The organism is Campylobacter concisus (genome assembly GCF_902460595.1).
Taxonomy (GTDB): domain Bacteria; phylum Campylobacterota; class Campylobacteria; order Campylobacterales; family Campylobacteraceae; genus Campylobacter_A; species Campylobacter_A concisus_BL.
The window spans coordinates 56486-76535 of record NZ_CABPVA010000001.1 but is presented as its reverse complement, the minus strand read 5'-3'; the positions used below and the strand labels follow the sequence as shown (position 1 = coordinate 76535).

The following is a 20050-nucleotide window of genomic DNA, read 5'->3' as shown; positions in this document are numbered from 1 at the left end:
GAAAGACTTTTTGAAATTTAAATAGTTTGATTATTTGCTTCTTTTGCAAATTTATAAAACTCACTTTCTGCATCAAATTTGCTTTTAATATTGTAAAAAATTTCATCAAATTTAAATGAAATTTCGTCCGAGTGAAGTAAGAGCCTTTTTGCACCAGTTAAATTTATCCGTTCACTCTCGCTCATCTCTTTGTCTAAAATTTTCTCGATCTGCGGACGTGACAAACCATAAAGTGGTTCGCCAAGTATCTTGTGTTTCACATGAAACAAATGCAAGCGAATTTGATGCTGCCTGCCAGTGAGTGGGATAGCCCGAATTAAAGTCGTATCGATATCATCAAAATATCTGATCGACAAAATTTTAGTCACCGCACTTTTTCCATTTTCACAAATTTGCATTCGCATTTTCACATCGTCGTAGTTGTTCGCTAGATCCATCTTGGCATCGATCGTAAATTCTCGCTCGATCTTGCCTTGTACCATCGCGACGTAGCTTTTAGAAACCTCTCTGTTTTCAAAGATTTTTTTTAGTTTTATCGTGGAATTTCTATCTTTGCCCACGACTATCACGCCACTTGTTTCAAAGTCCAGCCTATGTGCCACGCTCGCATCTCGCCCAAAAAGTGTGTAAATTTCATCATTTAGCGAGTAGTCGCAGTGTCTGCCATTTGGGTGGCTGAGCACCCCACTTGGCTTGTCAAATACCGCAAAGCTCTCGCATTCAAAGATCGGCTTTAGTCCTTTTGGTTTGACCTCATAGTCGATCAAAAAGACATCGCCGCACAAAACGGCATTTTTCTCACTCACGACACTGCCGCCACAGATCAGTCTGCCTTTATCGATGAGGCGCTGGGTTTGGCTCATGTTAAAGCCATTTTTCAGCAAAATTTCGTAAGCTTTTTGATGATCTGCAGTAATGATAAATTTATTTACGTAGGGCAAAAATGATCCTTTGAAAAATGAGCGAGCTATCTTAAGCCCAAATTTATAAGCGTATAACCGACATTTCAGCCCGGATTTTATATAATCAAAACTTAAATTTAGAGAAATTGCACGACGTGATTTCTGGCTCAAAAAGCCAAATTTATACTTTCAGGACAAAAGCAAACTAACACAAAAGGTTCAACAATGGTCGAAAGATACTCACGCAAAGAGATGGCTGAAAAGTGGAGCATACAAGCAAAATACGACGCTTGGCTCAAGGTGGAGAAAGCTGCTGTTAAAGCTTGGAATAAACTTGGCTTCATAAGCGACAGCGACTGCGAGAAAATTTGCAAAAACGCTAAATTTGAAGTGGCTCGCATCGATGAGATAGAAAAGACGACAAAGCATGACGTCATCGCATTTTTAACAAGCGTCAGCGAGAGCCTTGGCGAGGAGAGCAGGTTCGTACACTACGGCATGACCTCAAGCGACTGCATCGACACAGCCGTCGCACTTCAGATGAAAGAGAGCTTAGAGCTCATCATCAGCGATGTAGAGGAGTTTATGCAGGCGGTCAAAAATAGAGCAAATGAGCACAAGCACACGCTCATGGTCGGCAGAAGCCACGGCATCCACGGCGAGCCGATAACCTTTGGCCTCGTACTTGCCATCTGGTATGACGAGATCGCAAGGGCACTAAAGCTCATCAAAGACGCAAAAGATACGATCAGCTACGGCAAACTCTCAGGCGCTATGGGAAATTTAGCCCACGCTCCGATGGAATTTGAAGAGCTAACATGCGAGGAGCTAGGTCTGAAAGCTGCTCCAGCGTCAAATCAAGTGATCCAGCGCGACCGCTATGCCCACGTGGTGAGCGCCATCGCTATCTTAGCCTCTACTTGCGAGAAGATCGCAGTTGCCATTAGACACTACCAAAGGACCGAAGTTTATGAGGCGGAGGAGTACTTTAGCCCAGGACAAAAGGGTTCAAGCGCGATGCCACACAAGCGCAACCCAGTCCTTAGCGAAAATATCACTGGCCTTTGCAGGGTGCTACGCTCATATGTCACGCCTTCTCTTGAAAATGTCGCCCTTTGGCACGAGCGCGACATCAGCCACAGCTCGGTTGAGAGATTTATCCTGCCAGATATGTTTATCACGGCTGATTTTATGCTGGTTCGCATCAAAAATTTGATAGCAAATTTAGTCGTCTATCCAGAAAATATGATGAAAAATTTAAATTTAACAGGCGGTCTAGTCTTTTCGCAGCGCGTGCTTTTACAGCTGCCACAGCGTGGAATTTCTAGAGAGGATGCCTACAAGATCGTTCAGCGCAACGCCATGAAGGTCTGGGCGGACTTGCAAGAGGGCAAAAAAGCGATAGACGAGCAAGGTCACAGTCTATTTTTACAAAATTTGCTAAACGACGAGGACCTAACTAAGAGCCTTAGCAAAGATGAGATCAAAGAGTGCTTTGACTACAACTACTACACCAAAAATGTAGATAGAATTTTCGCCAGAGTTTTTGGCAAATAAATTTAAACGCAAGGGGTAAATTTAGCCCCTTGCAAAATACCCTAATACAAAACCACATTAAATTTAGCTCGCAAAATTTATAAGCCAAGGGTGGCACTTTTCAAGTAGCTTTTACAAGCGCCAGTAAAATTTAGTGGCAATGTTGGCGAATTTAAATTTTGATCTCCAAAACTAACACAAAAGCTCATCACGTTTAACGTTTTTTGTCGCCCTCGCACTAGAAAAATAAGAGTTTTGGCAAGCCTTTATCTTTCTCATTTTGGCTGTAAATTTTATATTTAATGAAGAGTTTTTGGTAAAGAGAGTTTTTATATCTTTTTGGATAAAATCTCAAATTAAAATTTAAAACGGAGAGACATTTTTGAAAGTTATAAAACGTAATGGCAGAACAGAAGAGCTTGATATCAGCAAGATCAAAAAATACACAAACGAAGCCGTCCTAGGTCTTAGCAACGTAAGTCTTAGCGAGCTTGAGGTAGATGCGAAAATTCAGTTTAGAGATATGATAACGACTGAGGAAATTCAGCAAACTCTTATAAAAACAGCAGTTGATAAGATCGACATCGACCGACCAAACTGGACATTTGTCGCTGCAAGGCTATTTTTGTTCGACCTTTATCACAAAGTGACTGGCTTTAACGGCTACAACCACCTAAAAGACTACCTAGCAAAAGGCGAAAAAGTAGGCCGCATCATCCCTGGGCTAAAAGAGAAGTACGACTTAGAGGATCTAAACGCATACATAAAGCCTGAGCGCGACCTTCAGTTTGCATACCTTGGTATCAAGACGCTTTATGATCGCTATCTTATCAAAGACAAGAGTGGTATGCCTATCGAGCTGCCACAGCACATGTTTATGGCGATAGCGATGTTTCTTGCGCAAAACGAGCTAGACAGCCAAGGCTGGGCTAAGAAATTTTACGATCTCATCTCTAAATTTGAAGTGATGCTAGCCACCCCAACGCTCTCAAACGCAAGGACTACACGCCACCAGCTAAGCAGCTGTTACGTAGGTAGCACACCTGATAATATTGAGGGCATTTTTGATAGCTACAAAGAGATGGCGCTACTTTCAAAATTTGGCGGCGGTATCGGCTGGGACTGGAGCAAGGTGCGTGCGATGGGCGGCAGTATCGACGGACACAAAAACGCAGCTGGCGGTATCATACCATTTTTAAAAGTAACAAACGACATCGCAGTGGCGGTCGATCAGCTAGGCACTAGAAAGGGTGCGATCGCTGTTTATATCGAGCCTTGGCATATGGACGTGAGCGATTTTCTCGATCTTCGTAAAAACTCAGGCGAAGAGAGACGCCGCGCACACGAGCTTTTCCCTGCGCTTTGGATAAACGACCTATTTATGAAGCGTGTCAAAGAAAATGGCCGCTGGAGCCTCTTTGACCCAGCTCAAGTAAGCGACCTTTGCGACCTTTACGGCGAGGAGTTTGAGAAGAGATATTTAGAGTATGAAAACGACGAAAATATCCAGAAAAACACCATCCTTGCAAAAGAGCTTTGGAAGAAAATTTTAACTAGCTATTTTGAAACTGGTATGCCATTTTTATGCTTTAAAGACAATGCCAACAAAGCAAATCCAAACGATCACGAGGGCATCATCAGAAGCTCAAATTTATGCACCGAAATTTTCCAAAACACAGCGCCAAACTACTATAAGATCAAGATCACTTATGAAGACGGCGGCGAGGAGCTATTTGACGAAGAAGAGGACGTCACGGTCGATAGCGGCATAACTAAAAAAGCCAAAAAGCTTAGCGCGCTTGATAGCCTAAAAGGCAAGCAAATTTTCATCGTAGAAAAAGAGAGCATCGAGGGCAAAACGGCAGTTTGCAACCTTGCAAGTATAAATTTAAGCAAGATAAACAGCAAAGAGGACATCGAGCGCGTCGTGCCGATAGCTATCAGAATGCTTGATAACGTTATAGATCTAAATTTCTACCCGCACAAAAAGGTAAAACACACAAACCTTGCCTCTCGCTCGATCGGCCTTGGCGTCATGGGCGAGGCGCAAATGCTAGCTGAGAAAAACGTAAAATGGGGCAGTTATGAGCATTTGGCGCTGATTGATAGCATAATGGAAAACATAAGCTACAACGCCATCTACGCTAGCTCAAATTTAGCCGTAGAAAAGGGCATCTATCCAAAATTTGAAGGCTCAAAATGGAGCAAAGGCATCATGCCGATAGACACCGCAAACGAGAACGCAAAAGCCCTTCTAAACGACAAAGGCGGGCTATTTGACGAAAATGTCTGCGACTGGGACAAGCTAAGAGAAAAGGTCAAGCGTGACGGCATGAGAAACGGCTACCTAATGGCGATCGCTCCAACTAGCTCGATCTCGATCCTAGTTGGCACTACTCAGACCATCGAGCCAGTCTATAAGCGCAAGTGGTTTGAGCACAACCTAAGCGGTATGATCCCAAATGTCGTGCCAAATTTAAGCCCAGATACGTGGCAGTTTTATACGCCAGCTTATGAGCTTGATCAAAGAATTTTGATAAAAGCAGGCGCGATCCGCCAAAAATGGATCGATCAAGGTCAAAGCTTAAATATCTTCATGAGCTTAGACAAAGCAAGCGGCGGATATCTAAGTGAAATTTACACGCTTGCGTGGGAGCTTGGACTAAAATCAACCTATTATCTACGCTCTGAGTCACCAGACAGCGAAAAGCTAAACGACGTGGCCGACCGCTCGATCGAGTGTGAGGGATGTCAGTAGTTAAATTTAAGAGAGAAATTTCTCTCTTAAATTTTTTAAATTGTCTATTAAATTTATAAATTTACGGAAGTGTCACAAAACTTAATTTTATACCAAGCTCATCTGCTAGCTTGCTTAGCTTCTCGCTCTTTTCTATTCCTGCTGATATACAAAACTGCATACCATTTACGTTACGCTCTTTTAGTCTCGTAAAGACATTTGACATGAGTGACTCCGTTTTCATCCCACTTTCGCCGTAGATGACAAAGGCATCCACACCTTCTTGTATTTTATCCGTTAGATTGTTGTAAAAACCTCCGTCGTTGTTTGAAACACTAGTTGTTGCGCTAGCTATCGCGTCAGCAAGAAAGCCACGACTTGGTACTAGCATAATGACTGTACTATCTGATTTTAGGGCGCATTTTGCAAAGCTTTTCATCATGCCATCTTCGGGTGATTTTACGCCGTTGGATGATGCACAGCCAGCCAAAAGTAGACCTATGGCGAGCGTTGTGATTTTTTTCATTGAAACTCCTTTTTTTGAAAATCGACTAATATTAACATAAATTAAATAAAGATCTATATGGAAGAAAAATTTAAATCTACTATTTTAAAAACTAAAATTAAAATAATTATTTAAGTAAAAATAATCAAATTTTAGTTTAAAATACTTAAAATGAGTAAAAATATACTTAAGAAAACTCTCTAAAATTTTATATTTTTTGATAAATATTATTAAACATAATAAAATAAGTTTTCTATATTTTAAGCTTTCTTGTCCTATACTTTTAAACTCTATATCAAAAAAATAATCAGAAAAGAGCAAGTGATGCGTGAAATTTTAAAACGAGATGGCACAAGGCAAGAATTTGTAGCATATAAGATAGTAGATGCGATAAAAAAGGCATTTGCAAGCGAAAATAAAGCTTATGACGAGCAAGTTTTTACAAACGTAGTCCAAGATATCTTTCAAAAATCAAGTGCGATAACAGTCGAAGACATCCAAGATGCGATAGAAAAAGAGCTATTTGACGGCGGACATTTTGAAGTTCTAAAGAGCTTCATGCTCTACCGCCATACGCATAAGCTCCAACGCGAGCAAATTTTAGGGCTAAATGAAGATACGACCTATATAAACTCAACCCAAACGATAAATGAGTACATAAACGGCACTGATTGGAGAATTTCTGCAAATTCAAACACAAGCTACTCAAACGCAGGCCTTATAAACAACACCGCTGGCAAAGTCATAGCAAACTACTGGCTAGACGCTGTTTATAGCAAAGAAGAGGGTCTTGCTCACAGAAACGGCGACTACCATATCCACGACCTCGACTGCCTTACAGGATACTGCGCTGGCTGGAGTTTGCGAGCCTTGCTAAATGAGGGCTTTAATGGCGTTCGTGGCAGGGTCGAGAGCAAGGCGCCTAAGCACTTTAGAGAGGCGCTTTATCAGATGGCAAATTTCTTAGGCATCTTACAAAGCGAGTGGGCGGGCGCTCAGGCGTTTTCTAGCTTTGACACATACCTTGCGCCTTACGTTTTCAAAGACGATCTAAGCGACGCCGAGATCAAAAAGGCAATAACTAGCTTTATATTTAACCTAAACGTCCCTGCGCGCTGGGGACAAAGCCCATTTACAAACGTAACCATAGACATCACTTGCCCAAGCGACCTAAGAGATCAGATCCCAACGAGCGATGATATACACCTTTTTACAAATGTAAAAGATGAGAAAATTTTGAAAAAAGCAAACGAGCGTGGCAGGAAAAATTTAGTCGATATGACCTACAAGGACTTTGAGCCTGAGATGGCGCGCATAGATAAGGCATTTTACGAGGTATTAACAGCTGGCGACAAGTGCTCGCAGCCTTTTACATTTCCGATACCAACGGTAAATATCACAGAGGATTTTAACTGGGATAGCGAAGTAGCAGACGTGCTCTTTGAAAATACCGCAAAAATGGGCTCAAGCTACTTTCAAAACTTCATCGGCTCGCAATACACTTATGACGAAAATGGCAACAAGATAGAAAACGAAAACGCCTACAAGCCAGGCCACGTGCGCTCTATGTGCTGCCGCTTGCAGCTTGATCTAAGAGAGCTTTTGAAGCGTGGTGGTGGTCTTTTTGGAAGTGCTGAGATGACTGGCTCGATAGGAGTTGTGACTATAAATTTAGCCCGCCTTGGCTATAACTTCAAAGGCGATAAGGTCGCACTTTATAATAGACTAAGCTATCTTTTAGACCTAGCTAAATCAACCCTAGAGAAGAAGCGTAAATTTATACAAGAGATGTATGACAGAGGGCTTTATCCTTACACGGCGAGATATCTAAAGCACTTTAACAACCACTTTAGCACGATCGGCATAAATGGCATGAACGAGCTACTTAGAAATTTTACTGGCGACAAAGAGAACATCTCAACTAAATTTGGACGAGAATTTGCCCTTGAGATGGTTGGCTTTTTACGCGATAAGATAAGGACATTTCAAGAAGAGAGCGGAAATTTATATAACCTCGAAGCAACTCCAGCTGAGGGCACGACGTATCGCTTTGCCAAAGAGGATAAGAAGCGCTACCCAGACATCATCCAAGCAGGCGAGGGGGACAATATCTACTACACAAACTCAACCCAGCTACCTGCAAATTTCACAGACGACGCTTACGAAGCGCTTGATCTACAAGATGAGCTACAAAGCGCCTACACTGGCGGTACCGTCTTTCACCTATATATGAAAGAGCGCATCAGCTCGGCTAAAGCTTGCAAAGAGCTTGTAAAGAGTATAATCTCAAACTACAAACTCCCATACATCACGATAACGCCGGTATTTAGTGTCTGCGCAAAGCATGGCTACATAGCTGGCGAGCATGAGTTTTGCCCACTTTGTGATGCAGAGCTTATAGAAAATGAAAAGAAAAAATCCAAATAAGGAGAGGAAATGACAGAAAAAGAAATTTTAGAAAAAGTGCAAGATAAACGCACAAGATGCGTGGTCTATACTCGTGTTATGGGCTATCACAGACCAGTTGAGAGCTTTAACCTCGGCAAAAAAGGCGAGCACAAAGAGCGAATAAAATTTGACGAATACGCAAGTTGCTGCAAGAGATAAATTTCTTGCCTAAAAGCAAGAATAAATTTAAAAAAATCAACTAAAATGCAAACCAAAGGCACGCCCCTGTGCCTTTTAGTTTAAAAAAGGGTCAAAAACTTGCAAAAAGTCTTTAGTATAACGCCATTTACGACGCTTGACTACCCAGACAAAGTGGCAGCTGTCATTTGGTTTGCAGGGTGTAATATGCGCTGTGGATACTGCTACAACATCGAGGTTGTAAAGTCAAATGGCACTATAAGCTTTAGCGAAGTTTGCGACTTTTTAGACCGCAGGGTCGGCAAGCTAAATGGCATCGTCTTTAGCGGTGGCGAATGCACAGCACACCCTCTTTTTTTAAGGCTAGCTCGTGAGGTAAAGGCGCGCGGCTTTAGTTTAAAGGTCGATACTAACGGCTCACATCCTAGTGTTATAAAAGAGGCGATAGATGAGGGGCTGATCGACTACATCGCGCTTGATTTTAAAGCTCCAAAAGAGAAATTTATAGGCATCACTGGCTCAAATTTATATGAGAAATTTGCCGCCACGCTTAGATACCTGCTTGAGATAAATTTTAAATTTGAAGTTAGAACGACCGTGCATGCGGACTTGCTAAGCGAAAAGGATATCTCTGAGATGTCTGAGCTACTTTACGAGCTTGGATACAGAGGCAACTACTTTTTACAAAAATTCTTTAACACTGGCGAAAATTTTGGAGGCTTAGGCGATCCAAAAAACAGCTTCGATCCAGACAAGATCACATCAAAACTACCTATCAGACTAAGAAATTTCTAAATTTAGCGCAGATAAAAATAGCTAAAAATAAGAAAATTTAACTAAAATTTACCCCAAATCACAAAAGCAAATAAGGAGAAAACTATGCAAAATTTCAGCTTTTTAAACCCTACTAAGATAGAATTTGGCAAAGACAAAGAGCAAAACATCGGCAAATATATGAAAGAATTTGGCGTAAAAAAGACGCTCATCATCTACGGCAGCGATAGGGTCATGAAAAACGGACTTTTTGACGTTGCCACAAAGAGCCTAAGCGCAAATGGCATCGAGTTTTGCAAGATAGGTGGCGTGAAGTCAAACCCAGTGCTAAGCAAAGTAAATGAGGCTATAAATTTAGCTAAAAAAGAGGGCGTCGATAGCGTGCTAGCCATAGGCGGCGGCTCGGTGCTTGATAGTGCCAAGGCCGTGGCTGCTGGAGTTAGATATAACGGCGACGTTTGGGACTTTTTTACTGGAAAAAGCCCAAAAGAAGCGCTTATGATCTTTGACATCATAACGCTTGCTGCAACTGGCTCAGAGATGAACGGCGGCGCAGTCGTCACAAACGAAGCCACAAAAGAGAAATTTGCCATGCACGGCGCTTGTCTTTACCCAAAAGTGTCGGTGATAAACCCACTGCTTCAAGCAAGCGTTAGCAAGGAGTACTTGGTCTATTCAGCCTCAGACATCATCGCTCACAGCATCGAGGGCTACTTTACGGCGAGCATCCAGCCTGAGATCATAAATTTATACATCGAAGCAAACATCAAAACCGTCATGAAAACGACCGAAATTTTACTAAAAGAGCCAGAAAACTATGGCGCTAGAAGCGAGTTTGCCTGGGCTGCTACGATGGCGCTAAATGGCCTAACTTATGTCGGCACGGCTGGCTACTCATATCCAAATCACATGATCGAGCACGCCATAGGTGCAGTCGTGGATTGCGCGCATGGAGCTGGGCTAAGTGTGGTTATGCCAGCTTGGATGAAGTGGTATAAGAGTAGAAATTTAAAGGCGTTTAAGCGCTTTAGCAAAGAAATTTTTGGTGTAGATGACGCAGACGCAGGCATAGAGAAGCTAAAAGAGTGGTTTAGCAAGATCGGCACACCAACAAGCCTCATAGAAATCGGCGTTGATGAGTCAAATTTAGACGAGATCATGGCGCTAGTTTATGACTACGCCAAGGGCAGGGGCTTGGAGCAAATTTATACAAAAGAGGCCATAAGCGAAATTTTTGCCTTAGCGAGATAGAATTTATCCAAATTTTACAAAGGATAAACATGAAAAAAGTCGCCCTTATAGCAGGAGCCAGCGGCGCTGTAGGAAGTGAAATTTTAAAAGATTTATGCGAGAGTGAGCACTATAGCAAGGTGGTCGCTCTCGTTAGGCATGAGCTAGAATTTACTCATGAAAAGCTTGAAGTAAAGATAGTAAATTTTGATGATTTTAAAGATGAGGTGCCATTTATCGCTGATGACGTATTTTGCGCGCTTGGCACGACGATGAAGGCGGCAAAGCACAAAGAGCAGTTTTACAAAGTCGATGTGACCTATCCGATAAATTTCGCCAAATTTGGCTTGGAGTGCGGTGCAAAACGCTTTGTCTTGCTCTCGGCTGCAGGGGCAAACAGAAAGTCAGGCTCGTTTTACCTAAAGGCAAAAGGTCAAGCAGAAGCAAAGATAAAAGAGCTTGGATATAGCTCATTTCATATCGCTAGGTTGCCACTTATCGAGGCTGAGAGAAAGGAATTTAGACTTGGCGAGTATCTGGCGGCAAAAGCATTTAAATTTATCCCAAAAGGCTTTTTTGACGAGTATCGTCCGATGAAGGCAGCTGACATCGCTAGAGTGATCGTGGAAGTAGCGCAAGATGACCACAGCGAAGGTGTCAAAATTTATAGCCCGGTGGAGTATGCAAAGTGAAAAGATACATCGCCATCACTGGGGCAAGCTCAGGCATAGGAGCGGCAGCGGCAAAGGCATTTGCAAGATGTGGGGAAAATTTAATCCTTGTTGCAAGACGCGGCGAGCTTTTAGAAAATTTAAAAAGCGAGATAGCTAAATTTGCAGACGTAGAGGTCGTGATAGAAATTTGCGACCTCTCAAAGCAAGAAAATGTCCTAGCTCTTTGGCGTAATTTAGAAAAATTTGAGCTAAAAGCGCTTATAAACAACGCTGGCTTTGGCGACTATAACAAGGTTGGCGAGCAAAATTTAGACAAGATCACGCAGATGATAAATTTAAATATCATCTCACTTGTCACGCTCTCAACGCTCTTTACGAAAAAATATAAAGACAAAGATACACAGCTTATAAACATCTCTTCGATAGGCGGCTACAAGATCGTGCCAAACGCCGTCACGTACTGCGCTAGCAAATTTTTCGTAAGTGCCTTTAGCGAGGGACTTTACCACGAGCTAGCACAAGATAAGCAGGCGAAGATGCAAGCAAAAGTGCTAGCCCCTGCTGCTACAAAGACAGAATTTGGCATGGTGGCAACTAGCAAAGAGAGCTATGACTACGACAAGGCGTTTAAAAAGTATCACACGAGCGAGCAGATGGCGGAATTTTTGCTTCGCCTTTATGATAGCCATTGCTGCGTTGGCTCGGTCGATAGAGATAGCTTTGAGTTTTCACTGCACCAGCCTAAATTTGACTATGCGATCAAGTATAAGCCAAAAGATAACTAGACCTTAAAGCCTTGGTAGCCTACGCCAAGGCTAGTAAAGTAAAAAGTAGGACAAAATAAAAAGGCAGATCATGAAATGCGTTAGAGTTGCTATTTTAGGGGTTTGTTTAGTAGGTGCTTGCTTTGGTGGCGAGCTTAAATTTGATGAAAAGAAATTTGAGCTAAAAAGCGTGCAAGTTGGCGAGAGGACGCTTAAATTTAGAGCCTATGAGGGCATAGTCTATGTGGCAAAGCCAGCTAGCGACTATGAGGTGCTAAATTTTTACGTGCCAGATGGTAAATTTAGCGACCAAAAAGGGGCTATCTTTATGCCAAATGCTATCGGCGGCTACATGAGCGCCAAACCACAAAAGCCTGAAATTCAAAATGAAAAGCCAAATGCCACCCTTGAGGCGCTTCTTAGAGGATACGTCGTGGCAAGCGTTGGCGCTAGGGGCAGGACGCTAAAAGATGGCGAGAAATTTATCGGCAAAGCGCCAGCTGCGATAGTCGATCTAAAAGCGGCCGTTAGATATCTTAAATTTAACGACAAATTTATGCCAGGCGACGCAAATAAGATCATCTCAAACGGCACGAGTGCAGGCGGCGCGATGTCGGCACTTCTAGGAGTAAGCGCAAATGCAAAAGAGTATGAGCCATATCTTAAAGAGCTAGGCGCCGCAAAGGCGGACGATCAAATTTATGCCGCTTCTATCTACTGCCCCGTGACAAATTTAGAGCATGATGACGAGGCGTATGAGTGGATGTTTGGGGATTTGGATAAATTTGAAAGGATTGATTTTGCAAGTCTTGATGTGAGCTCTTTTAATGACAGGAGTAAAAAGCCAAAGATGATAGTAGGCGAGCTAAACGCTACGCAAAAAGAGCTCTCGCGCGAGCTAAAGAGTAAATTCCCAGCCTATCTAAACTCGCTAAATTTAAAAGACGCCAAAGGCCACGCGCTAAGCCTTGATGAAAACGGCGAGGGTAGCTTCAAAGAGTATATAAACGCTCTTATCTCAAGGGCATTTACCGCTACAAAAAGCAGCGACAAAAGCACGCTCACACCTAAATTTATCACCCTTGACACGCAGGGATGCTCGCTTGGATATACATTCAAATTTGAGGACTTCATCGCCTCGCTAAAACGCTCCAAAGCGGTGGTTGCCTTTGACGGCCTAGCTCTTGAAACGCCTGAAAACGACCTATTTGGCGATAGCAAAACGCCTGCAAAGCACTTTACTAAATTTGCCAAAGAGCGCAGCGTGGGCGAGATGGCGGAGGCTAGCGTCATAAAGATGATGAATGCGATGAACTACACCGCAAACAAAAATGGAGCGAAATTTTACCGCATAAGGCAGGGCACAAACGACACCGACCTAGCCCTTGCTGTGCCTGCTATGCTCGCACTTTCGCTTAAAAATGCTGGCAAAGAGGTTGATTTTGAAGCGGTCTGGGGGCAAGGACACGGTGGCAACTACGACCTAGACGAGCTTTTTGCTTGGATAAAAAGAGTGGTTGAGAGATAAATTTAAAGGAGAAAGTATGAGAAATTTTAAAATTTCAAGGAGAGTAAAATGAAAAATAAAGCATTAATTGCAGCATTTGTTGTAGGTTTTCTTGGTTGCATAAATTTAAATGCCTATGGATCTGATGTTTTTAATAAACATTTAAGAGGAGAAGCTAAAGAAGAAGTGGTTGATTGTGATGATCCAAAAAATTTACCGCTTGATATAGGTGGAAGATTAATTGGTGGAAAAGAAGAGTGTTTTGTTAATCGCGGAACCGCTGCTAGAGCCAAACGTGACCTAGACTTGACTATCGGTAGAAACCCAGTCACTGGTAAGGTCACATCAAAGGCTGAGCTACTAGGCGGTGATAAAGCTACAAATAACCTTGAAAAAGCACAAAAGAACTATGGCGACAAGAAATTTAAGCTAGAAGAGGCAGAAAAAGCCTATGCTGATAACCCAAGCACGAAAAATTCTAACCGCTTAGAAAAAGCACGTAAAGCCTTTGAAAAAGCACAGCTTGACCTAAAAGGCGCAGAAGAGATAAAAGCTAAGGCTGATATGAAAAAGGCGAAGTGATAAGGTGAATTTGATGTTTAAAAAGCTATTTTTACTAGCGGTTTTGGCAGCTTTTGCCTTTGGGGCGGAGGCGAAAGTGAGCTTGCAGGAGCTGCTTTCAACGCCAAATAACAAGAGCTTGCTAAAGCAGCTTGGTAGGGAAAATATACTAAGCTCAAAGAGCGAGCCAGGCATGCAGGCGATCTTTTTTGCGAGCGCAAAGAGCAAGCCAGAGCTGTTTTATCTGATCGAGTTTTACAAGGACGAGGCGGCTTATAAAAAGCATATAAGCTCGGCGCATTTTAAGAAATTTACAAGTGCGAGCGCTGAAATTTTAGCTAGCAAAAAGGCTATAAGCTTGAAAAAACGGGCTACTTTTTCTAAAAATTTAACGCCAGAGCGCCTAAAAGATGCCTACTTTCACATCACAAATTTAAGCCTTTTGGCAAAGAGTGATGCGAAATTTGAAAAGCTAGTGAAAAAATATATGCAAAAAAGCGTAGATGAGGGAGCTTATGCGCAGTTTGCCTTTAGTCAAAAAGAGGCACCTAACAAGTGGGTGCTGGTTGAAATTTACAAAGATGAGGCTAGCTTTGAGAGCTACCGCCACAGCGAAAACTACAAGGCTTACGCCAAAGAGCGAGCTGGGTTAATAGATGAATTTGACGGCTTTGGTCTTAAGAACGAGACCTCATTTAGCAAGGTAAAATTTTAGGAGATTTATGAAAAAGATCTGCTTTTGCCATTTATAAGGCGGGCGGATCTGTTTGCAAGTAAATTTAAAGGAAAAAGATGTTTATCGTTACTATTAGTTTAAAAACAGATCTCATACCAAAAGAGAGGGCTAATGAGCTTTTTGCTGAGCATAGAGGGTGGTTTATAAAGTATGCTGAGTATGTGGTTAGAGAATTTAAGGCTATTATGGGCAAGATTTTATGATACCAGCGAAATTTTATAGATATGTTTTTGCGTTTATAATGTCAGCATTTATGGCGTTTTTTATGTCATTTGTGCTGACGTATCTAAACCTTGGTTTTGTTGATGGCTTTGTGAAAATTTGGCTAATCGCTTATGTAAAAGCCTTTGTAGTGGCGTATCCTGTGCTTTTGCTAGTTTCGCCGTCTGTTGCAAAGATCACGCAAAATTTATGTAAAAAAGAGAGTTAAATTTGAAGAGTGGCTAGAGAGCTAGCCACATGAAGGTTTATTTTAAAAGACCTTGTTTTTTCATTTGGTCCATTACTTGAGCAAACATCTCTTTAGCTTGTTTGCAAGTAGCGTCTTGTTGCTCTTTTGGTAAAGAAGCTAGTTGATCCATTGATTGTTTCTTTTGATCTTCATACATTTTTACTTGTTGCTCTTGACCAGCTTGTTTGTAAGCCTCAACCATCTTATCGATGTCTGAGAAGTAAGACTTGCAAGTATCTGTAAGATCTGCAGCGTTTAGGCTTAGTGAAAAGCCAAGAGTAGCTAAAACTAAAAGTGATTTTTTCATCTCTTTCTCCTTGTGAAAATTTAAGGAGATTATATAACTTTTTTATTTTAAATAGATTTAAATTTATTAAATTTAGCCAAGACAAGCGCCTTGGCTAAATTTTTTGGCTTTTTAGCCTAAGAATTCGCGCTTAAAATACTCTTTTGGAGCTTTGCAAAGTGGGCAAGCGCCCGGAGCTTTTTTACCTCTATGAACGTGTCCGCACACCTCGCAAACCCAGATATCTTCTTCGTCGCTCTCAAAAAAGCCCTCTTCATCAAGCATCTTTTTAAGCTCTAAATACTCTCTTTCATGCTCAACTTCAACCTTGCCGATCGCGTTAAATAGTCTCTCAACATCTCTTAGTTCTTCTTCTTTTGCGATCTTTGCAAAGTCTGGATACATCGTAGTATGCTCGTAGTTTTCGCCAGCTGCAGCGTCAAGTAAATTTTTATCCATCTTATCGATCGGATCGTTCATCATCTCGTGATATTTCTTAAATTCAGCCCTTGCGTGCCATTTCTCGTTTTCAGCTGCCTCGTAAAAGTGTCTAGCTATCGCGTGATAGCCTGCTTCTTTAGCTAGGTCGCCGTAAAGCTCGTACTTGTTTCTAGCTTGTGATTCGCCAGCAAATGCCTTCATCAAATTTACCGCTGTTAAATTTTCAGTGATGCACTTCATCTCTTCGCCGCAACAGGTTAGTGTGCCGCCTCCAACTTTTTGAACCTCGATCTCGTTGCCGCATTTCTCGCATTTGTATGTTTCGTATTGTCTCATTTTGACTCCTATTTTGATAAAATTTGAGCGGATTATAACCAAATAATTAAAATATGTAAATAATAATTTTTATTGATAACGTATATTATTTTTATAAAATTTAACAAAAAACAAAATCACCAAATCCATCATCATAAATTTAAAATAGACAAATTTCAGCCAAAATTTATTCTAGCGTTAAAAGTGCGGTTGAGCTTGGTTGTAGAATAACTCAAAATAAATCATCCAAAGGAGATCATCATGAGTTTTCTATCTAAATTTAGTAAGGCTATCTTTGCCGTTGCGGTAGCTGGAGCGATCAGCGCTAGTGCATTTAGCGAGGGCGAGGACTATGTCAAGCTTGAAAAGCCACTAAGTGTCGGACAAAACACGCTAGTTAAGGTTTTTAGCTACGCTTGCCCATTTTGCTACAAGTACGACAAGAGCGTCACTCCAAAGGTAGTTGAGAAAATTCCTGGCCTAAAATACGAGCCATTTCACCTAAAGACAAAGGGCGATTACGGCGAGGTTGCGAGCAAGGTCTTTGCCGTGCTTATCGTTATGGACGAGGCAAAGGGTGTTAGCTTGTTTGATGAAAATTCACTATTTAAAAAGGCTAAATTTGCTTACTACAAAGCTTATCACGACAAAAAAGAGCGCTGGGGCGATGGCAAAGATGCTGAGGGCTTTTTAAAGACTGGACTTGATGCAGCTGGCGTTAGCAAAGCAGACTACGAAAAAGAGCTAGCTAATCCAAAAGTGACTGAGCTACTTAAAAAGTGGGATGAGAGCTATGACGTGGCTAAAATTCAAGGCGTGCCAGCATTTGTCGTAAATGGCAAATACCTCATCATGACAAAATCAATCAGCTCGCTTGACGGCATGGCAGCACTCATCGAAGAGCTTCTTAAAAAATAAGGCGCCACATGAGCTTTTTTAAAAAAATGGCTAAATTTCAAGACTCACGCATCTCTTGGGCGATCCTAGTCTTTGTAAGCGTCGCGCTTGTCATTATCGCGCACTCGCTCTTTCAAAACTACGCTTATATGCCGCCTTGCGAGCAGTGCGTCTATATACGTTTTGCCTTTTTGTGTATGGCGCTTGGCGGTGTGATCGCTATCATAAACCCAAAAAATTTGCTATTTGCTCTAGTTGGCTACGTCTTTGCCTTTTGGGGAGCGGTGCAGGGCATAATGTATAGTGTAAAACTAGCCAAAATCCACGATGCAGTGCATGGAGATGATCCTTTTGGCGTGCAGGGCTGCTCGACTGAGCCACACTATCCATTTGGCTTGCCACTTGAGAAGTGGGCGTCAGACTGGTTTATGCCAACGGGTGATTGTGGCTATGACAGCCCTATGGTGCCTGATGGCGCGGTGCTAAGCGATTTGCAAAAGAGCATAGTGGATCTTTATGCAGATGGCTGGTATCTTGTGCCGTCTTCTAAATTTATGTCGATGGCGGATTGCACGCTGCTTGGCTTTGGCATTTGCTTTATTGTGCTTGCACTTATGCTTGTTTCAAAGCTCTTATCTTTTACGAAATAAATTTTAGTTAGCCCTATTTTTGGGCTAACTTAGGATATACTGCGCGCATGGGTATTAATTTAAAATCACAAAATATTAAAATTTATGCGATCATCTTGCTAGCAAGCCTCTTTGTTGTGCTTCTTGGGCTAAATAGCTACAACAATGCAAAAGAAAAGATCATCGAGCTATCTGATAAAAACAATATCGCAGTTAGTAAAAATATCGTTAGCAACTTTCAAATTTGGCTTGATGAGCGCTTAAATTCGCTCATCCGTGCGTCAAAATTTATCCAAAACTCTAATATCATTGATGACGATACTAGGGTGGCAAATTTCATAAAGCTCTTTAAAGAAAATGCGAAAGAATTTGATCTCATGCAGCTTCTAAGAGAGGATGGCGAGATCTTTGTAGATGGGCAAAAGATCTCAGAAGAGGTGATGTCAAAGCGCGAGCGAGCGGGGCTTATCTGGTATGTCGAGACAAAAAATACAAATGCTCCAAGCGTAAATTTCATGCAAAATCACAAAATTTTAAATGACTCAACTTTAAATTTATGCGTGCCAGTTGAAAAGGATGATAAATTTGAGGCGGCACTTTGTGGCGTCGTGCGAATAGGCACTATCTTTGATAGCATCAAAAACTTTAGTCTTGCGCCAAATTCTTACTCATTTTTGGTAACTCACAGCGGTGAGATCCTCACATCGATGGCTGATGCGACGCTTAAAAGAGAGATCGAGGAGAAATTTAAAGAGATATTTTTAAAAGATGAGGACATCACCAGCCTAAAGATAGGGCAAAATTTGATCCAAGTAGCCGAGATACCGACGATGAACTGGTTTATCGGAGCTGGCACAAACAATGAAGAAGAAATTTTAGCCATGACAAGAGAGGCGCTAAAAAACGCCCTAAATTTACTCTTTGCCTTCGTCGCACTTGCATTCTTGGCAAACAGCCTGCACAACTTCATGTATAACAAGATAAAAAAGGTGCAAGATGAGTATGAGACCTTGCTAGCGCACAGAGCTAAGATGAGCGAGGCTGGGGAGCTGATAAGCGGCATAAGTCATCAGTTCATCCAGCCAGTAAATTCGCTAAAACTTATGCTAAGCTCGGCGATAATGCTAAAAAAAGAGGGCAAGCTAAGCGATGAGGAGCTTTTAAATTTACTAGAAAAAGGGCAAAGCTCGATCGAGCTTCTTTCAAAAACAATCGAAATTTTTAGAAATTTTTACAAAAGCGCTGAAAATGTTAGTGAATTTGACATTCAAACAAGTGTTAGAAATTTAATAACACTTATGCACACAGAGCTTAGCCGTGCAAATGTGAGCGTGAAATTTAGCGGATTTGAAGAGATGAAGGTCTGTCAGATAGAAAACATCATCCAGCAAATTTTGCTAATCCTAATCCACAACGCAAAGGACTCACTGGTTGAGAGCTACAAAGATGAGCCGCTAAAACGCGTGATAGAGCTAAAATTTAGAAGCTTTGAAGATAAGTGCTACATCGGCGTTTACGATAGTGGCGGCGGCGTGAGCTACGAGATGAGCAAGAAAATTTTTACCTGGCTAAACACGACTAAAAAGCAAGGAAATGGTATAGGACTTTACTTCGCTAAAAAGCTCGCGCGTGAGAAGTTAAATGGCGATATCACGCTTGCGCACAACCTAAAGCCAACGATTTTTGAGCTAAGTTTTGAGAAGAATTTAAAGGGTTAAAAGATGCAAGAGGCACTAGAAATTTTAAAGAAAGTATCTATCTTAGTAGCCGAGGACGACGAGATGGCAAGGGAGCTAATCATCACAGGGCTTAAGCCATACTGCGGTCAGGTCGTAGGCGCAAAAGATGGGCAAGATGGGCTGGAGAAATTTAAAAAGCAGGGCTTTGACATCGTGATGAGCGACATTCACATGCCAGTATTAAATGGCTTTGAGATGATGAATGAGATAAAAAAGCTAAAACCTCATCAGAAATTTATCGTCTTTACCTCGTATGATAGCGATGAAAATTTGATCAAGAGCTATGAGCAGGGGGCGATCTTGTTTTTGAAAAAGCCTATCGATATAAAGGATCTTAGATCAATGCTAATAAGCCTAAGCTTCGAGCGCGACGAGAAACTGGTGCATTTAAGCGATGAGGTGAGTATAAATTTAAAAAAAGAGAAAATTTACAAAAACGGCAACGAAGTCTATCTAAGCTTCTTGCAAAACAAGATATTTTGGCTATTTGCTTACAACCTAAACAAGCTCGTGACTTACGAGATGATAGAGGAGTTTGTCTATGAGAGCACCGAGGTGAGCAAAGCTGCGATACAAAATGTCGTACTTCGCCTAAAACGCGAGCTTGGCGTGAAATTTAAAAACATCAGCGAGAGCGGGTATATCTTAGTCGCCAAGAGCTAAAAAGCATAAATTCAAAATAGTAAAACTAATATATTTATCTAATAATATCTTAAAAATAGTGATAAATTTATGTCACTATAGGCTAAAATTTATAGGAAAAGAGATAAAAATTTGCAA

At 41.6% G+C, this 20050-nt stretch carries 19 protein-coding genes and 1 pseudogene; 16 read left to right on the top strand and 4 right to left on the bottom strand.

Features of this window, described 5'->3' with window-relative positions; translation table 11 throughout:
- Positions 1-17 precede the first annotated feature (17 nt).
- Positions 18-941 carry a pseudouridine synthase family protein gene (locus tag F3G86_RS00290; protein WP_149722648.1) on the bottom strand — a complete coding sequence of 308 codons (924 nt, stop codon included), beginning with the start codon at positions 939-941 and terminating at the stop codon, positions 18-20.
- 186 nt (positions 942-1127) lie between these two features.
- Between F3G86_RS00290 and purB the strand changes: the two genes are divergently transcribed.
- Positions 1128-2459, top strand: coding sequence for an adenylosuccinate lyase (purB, locus tag F3G86_RS00285; protein WP_107943860.1), 1332 nt, complete (start codon positions 1128-1130; stop codon positions 2457-2459).
- A 361-nt stretch (positions 2460-2820) separates the two neighbouring features.
- A complete protein-coding gene (locus F3G86_RS00280; RefSeq protein ID WP_009295196.1) occupies positions 2821-5196 on the top strand; it encodes a ribonucleoside-diphosphate reductase subunit alpha in 2376 nt (791 codons plus the stop codon).
- 61 nt (positions 5197-5257) lie between these two features.
- On the opposite strand, the gene F3G86_RS00275 is transcribed toward F3G86_RS00280, so the two are convergent.
- Positions 5258-5701, bottom strand: a complete 444-nt coding sequence (locus tag F3G86_RS00275) for a hypothetical protein (protein WP_103632757.1) — start codon at positions 5699-5701, stop codon at positions 5258-5260.
- A gap of 303 nt (positions 5702-6004) precedes the next feature.
- On the opposite strand from F3G86_RS00275, the pseudogene F3G86_RS00270 reads away from it, so the two are divergent.
- From F3G86_RS00270 to F3G86_RS00225, 10 genes and pseudogenes are all read left to right on the top strand, one after another.
- Positions 6005-8287, top strand: a pseudogene (locus F3G86_RS00270) (ribonucleoside triphosphate reductase).
- A gap of 99 nt (positions 8288-8386) precedes the next feature.
- The gene (locus tag F3G86_RS00260) at positions 8387-9061 is read left to right on the top strand and encodes an anaerobic ribonucleoside-triphosphate reductase activating protein (RefSeq protein ID WP_149722647.1); all 675 of its coding nucleotides are present in this window, start codon (positions 8387-8389) and stop codon (positions 9059-9061) included.
- Positions 9062-9145: 84 nt separating this feature from the next.
- Entirely contained in the window at positions 9146-10291 is a 1146-nt protein-coding gene (locus F3G86_RS00255; RefSeq protein WP_149722646.1) for an iron-containing alcohol dehydrogenase, read from the top strand.
- A gap of 29 nt (positions 10292-10320) precedes the next feature.
- Positions 10321-10962, top strand: coding sequence for an NAD(P)H-binding protein (locus tag F3G86_RS00250; RefSeq protein ID WP_148785860.1), 642 nt, complete (start codon positions 10321-10323; stop codon positions 10960-10962).
- Positions 10959-11729: an SDR family NAD(P)-dependent oxidoreductase gene (locus F3G86_RS00245; protein WP_149722645.1), complete on the top strand. Its 771-nt coding sequence runs from the start codon at positions 10959-10961 to the stop codon at positions 11727-11729. Before F3G86_RS00250 ends, F3G86_RS00245 begins: the two co-directional genes overlap by 4 nt.
- A 70-nt stretch (positions 11730-11799) precedes the next feature.
- Positions 11800-13236 (top strand): subtype B tannase, encoded by a 1437-nt coding sequence (locus F3G86_RS00240; protein WP_149722644.1) that lies wholly within the window; start codon positions 11800-11802, stop codon positions 13234-13236.
- A gap of 48 nt (positions 13237-13284) precedes the next feature.
- Positions 13285-13797, top strand: coding sequence for a hypothetical protein (locus F3G86_RS00235; RefSeq protein WP_149722643.1), 513 nt, complete (start codon positions 13285-13287; stop codon positions 13795-13797).
- Positions 13798-13810: 13 nt separating this feature from the next.
- Complete coding sequence (locus F3G86_RS00230; RefSeq protein ID WP_149722642.1) at positions 13811-14491, top strand: putative quinol monooxygenase; 681 nt, start codon at positions 13811-13813, stop codon at positions 14489-14491.
- A 77-nt stretch (positions 14492-14568) separates the two neighbouring features.
- Positions 14569-14715, top strand: a complete 147-nt coding sequence (locus F3G86_RS10275) for a hypothetical protein (RefSeq protein ID WP_180995404.1) — start codon at positions 14569-14571, stop codon at positions 14713-14715.
- Positions 14712-14942: a DUF2798 domain-containing protein gene (locus tag F3G86_RS00225; RefSeq protein WP_012140638.1), complete on the top strand. Its 231-nt coding sequence runs from the start codon at positions 14712-14714 to the stop codon at positions 14940-14942. The genes F3G86_RS10275 and F3G86_RS00225 overlap by 4 nt, the downstream gene beginning before the upstream one ends.
- A 37-nt stretch (positions 14943-14979) precedes the next feature.
- Here the strand turns inward: F3G86_RS00225 and F3G86_RS00220 are convergent, their stop codons facing one another.
- A complete protein-coding gene (locus F3G86_RS00220; protein WP_149722641.1) occupies positions 14980-15270 on the bottom strand; it encodes a DUF5339 domain-containing protein in 291 nt (96 codons plus the stop codon).
- A gap of 111 nt (positions 15271-15381) precedes the next feature.
- Positions 15382-16026 (bottom strand): ferritin family protein, encoded by a 645-nt coding sequence (locus F3G86_RS00215; RefSeq protein WP_012140636.1) that lies wholly within the window; start codon positions 16024-16026, stop codon positions 15382-15384.
- Positions 16027-16266: 240 nt separating this feature from the next.
- On the opposite strand from F3G86_RS00215, the gene F3G86_RS00210 reads away from it, so the two are divergent.
- From F3G86_RS00210 to F3G86_RS00195, 4 genes are read left to right on the top strand one after another with little or no spacing between them, the layout of a single operon-like run.
- Complete coding sequence (locus tag F3G86_RS00210) at positions 16267-16923, top strand: thiol:disulfide interchange protein DsbA/DsbL (protein ID WP_021089942.1); 657 nt, start codon at positions 16267-16269, stop codon at positions 16921-16923.
- 8 nt (positions 16924-16931) lie between these two features.
- Positions 16932-17552 (top strand): protein-disulfide oxidoreductase DsbI, encoded by a 621-nt coding sequence (gene dsbI, locus F3G86_RS00205; RefSeq protein ID WP_149722640.1) that lies wholly within the window; start codon positions 16932-16934, stop codon positions 17550-17552.
- Between the two features lie 47 nt (positions 17553-17599).
- Positions 17600-19249, top strand: coding sequence for a sensor histidine kinase (locus F3G86_RS00200; RefSeq protein ID WP_149722639.1), 1650 nt, complete (start codon positions 17600-17602; stop codon positions 19247-19249).
- A 3-nt stretch (positions 19250-19252) separates the two neighbouring features.
- Positions 19253-19933, top strand: a complete 681-nt coding sequence (locus F3G86_RS00195) for a response regulator transcription factor (RefSeq protein ID WP_148815497.1) — start codon at positions 19253-19255, stop codon at positions 19931-19933.
- Positions 19934-20050 lie beyond the last annotated feature (117 nt).

Bases quoted from the DNA above. Each gene is read 5' to 3' on its own strand.
- F3G86_RS00225 (WP_012140638.1), top strand. From the start codon at position 14,712: ATGATACCAGCGAAATTTTATAGATATGTTTTTGCGTTTATAATGTCA.
- F3G86_RS00240 (WP_149722644.1), top strand. From the start codon at position 11,800: ATGAAATGCGTTAGAGTTGCTATTTTAGGGGTTTGTTTAGTAGGTGCT.
- F3G86_RS00275 (WP_103632757.1), bottom strand. From the start codon at position 5,701: ATGAAAAAAATCACAACGCTCGCCATAGGTCTACTTTTGGCTGGCTGT.
- F3G86_RS00215 (WP_012140636.1), bottom strand. From the start codon at position 16,026: ATGAGACAATACGAAACATACAAATGCGAGAAATGCGGCAACGAGATC.
- F3G86_RS00230 (WP_149722642.1), top strand. From the start codon at position 13,811: ATGTTTAAAAAGCTATTTTTACTAGCGGTTTTGGCAGCTTTTGCCTTT.
- purB (WP_107943860.1), top strand. From the start codon at position 1,128: ATGGTCGAAAGATACTCACGCAAAGAGATGGCTGAAAAGTGGAGCATA.
- dsbI (WP_149722640.1), top strand. From the start codon at position 16,932: ATGAGCTTTTTTAAAAAAATGGCTAAATTTCAAGACTCACGCATCTCT.
- F3G86_RS00195 (WP_148815497.1), top strand. From the start codon at position 19,253: ATGCAAGAGGCACTAGAAATTTTAAAGAAAGTATCTATCTTAGTAGCC.
- F3G86_RS00210 (WP_021089942.1), top strand. From the start codon at position 16,267: ATGAGTTTTCTATCTAAATTTAGTAAGGCTATCTTTGCCGTTGCGGTA.
- F3G86_RS00235 (WP_149722643.1), top strand. From the start codon at position 13,285: ATGAAAAATAAAGCATTAATTGCAGCATTTGTTGTAGGTTTTCTTGGT.
- F3G86_RS00255 (WP_149722646.1), top strand. From the start codon at position 9,146: ATGCAAAATTTCAGCTTTTTAAACCCTACTAAGATAGAATTTGGCAAA.
- F3G86_RS10275 (WP_180995404.1), top strand. From the start codon at position 14,569: ATGTTTATCGTTACTATTAGTTTAAAAACAGATCTCATACCAAAAGAG.
- F3G86_RS00220 (WP_149722641.1), bottom strand. From the start codon at position 15,270: ATGAAAAAATCACTTTTAGTTTTAGCTACTCTTGGCTTTTCACTAAGC.
- F3G86_RS00200 (WP_149722639.1), top strand. From the start codon at position 17,600: ATGGGTATTAATTTAAAATCACAAAATATTAAAATTTATGCGATCATC.
- F3G86_RS00250 (WP_148785860.1), top strand. From the start codon at position 10,321: ATGAAAAAAGTCGCCCTTATAGCAGGAGCCAGCGGCGCTGTAGGAAGT.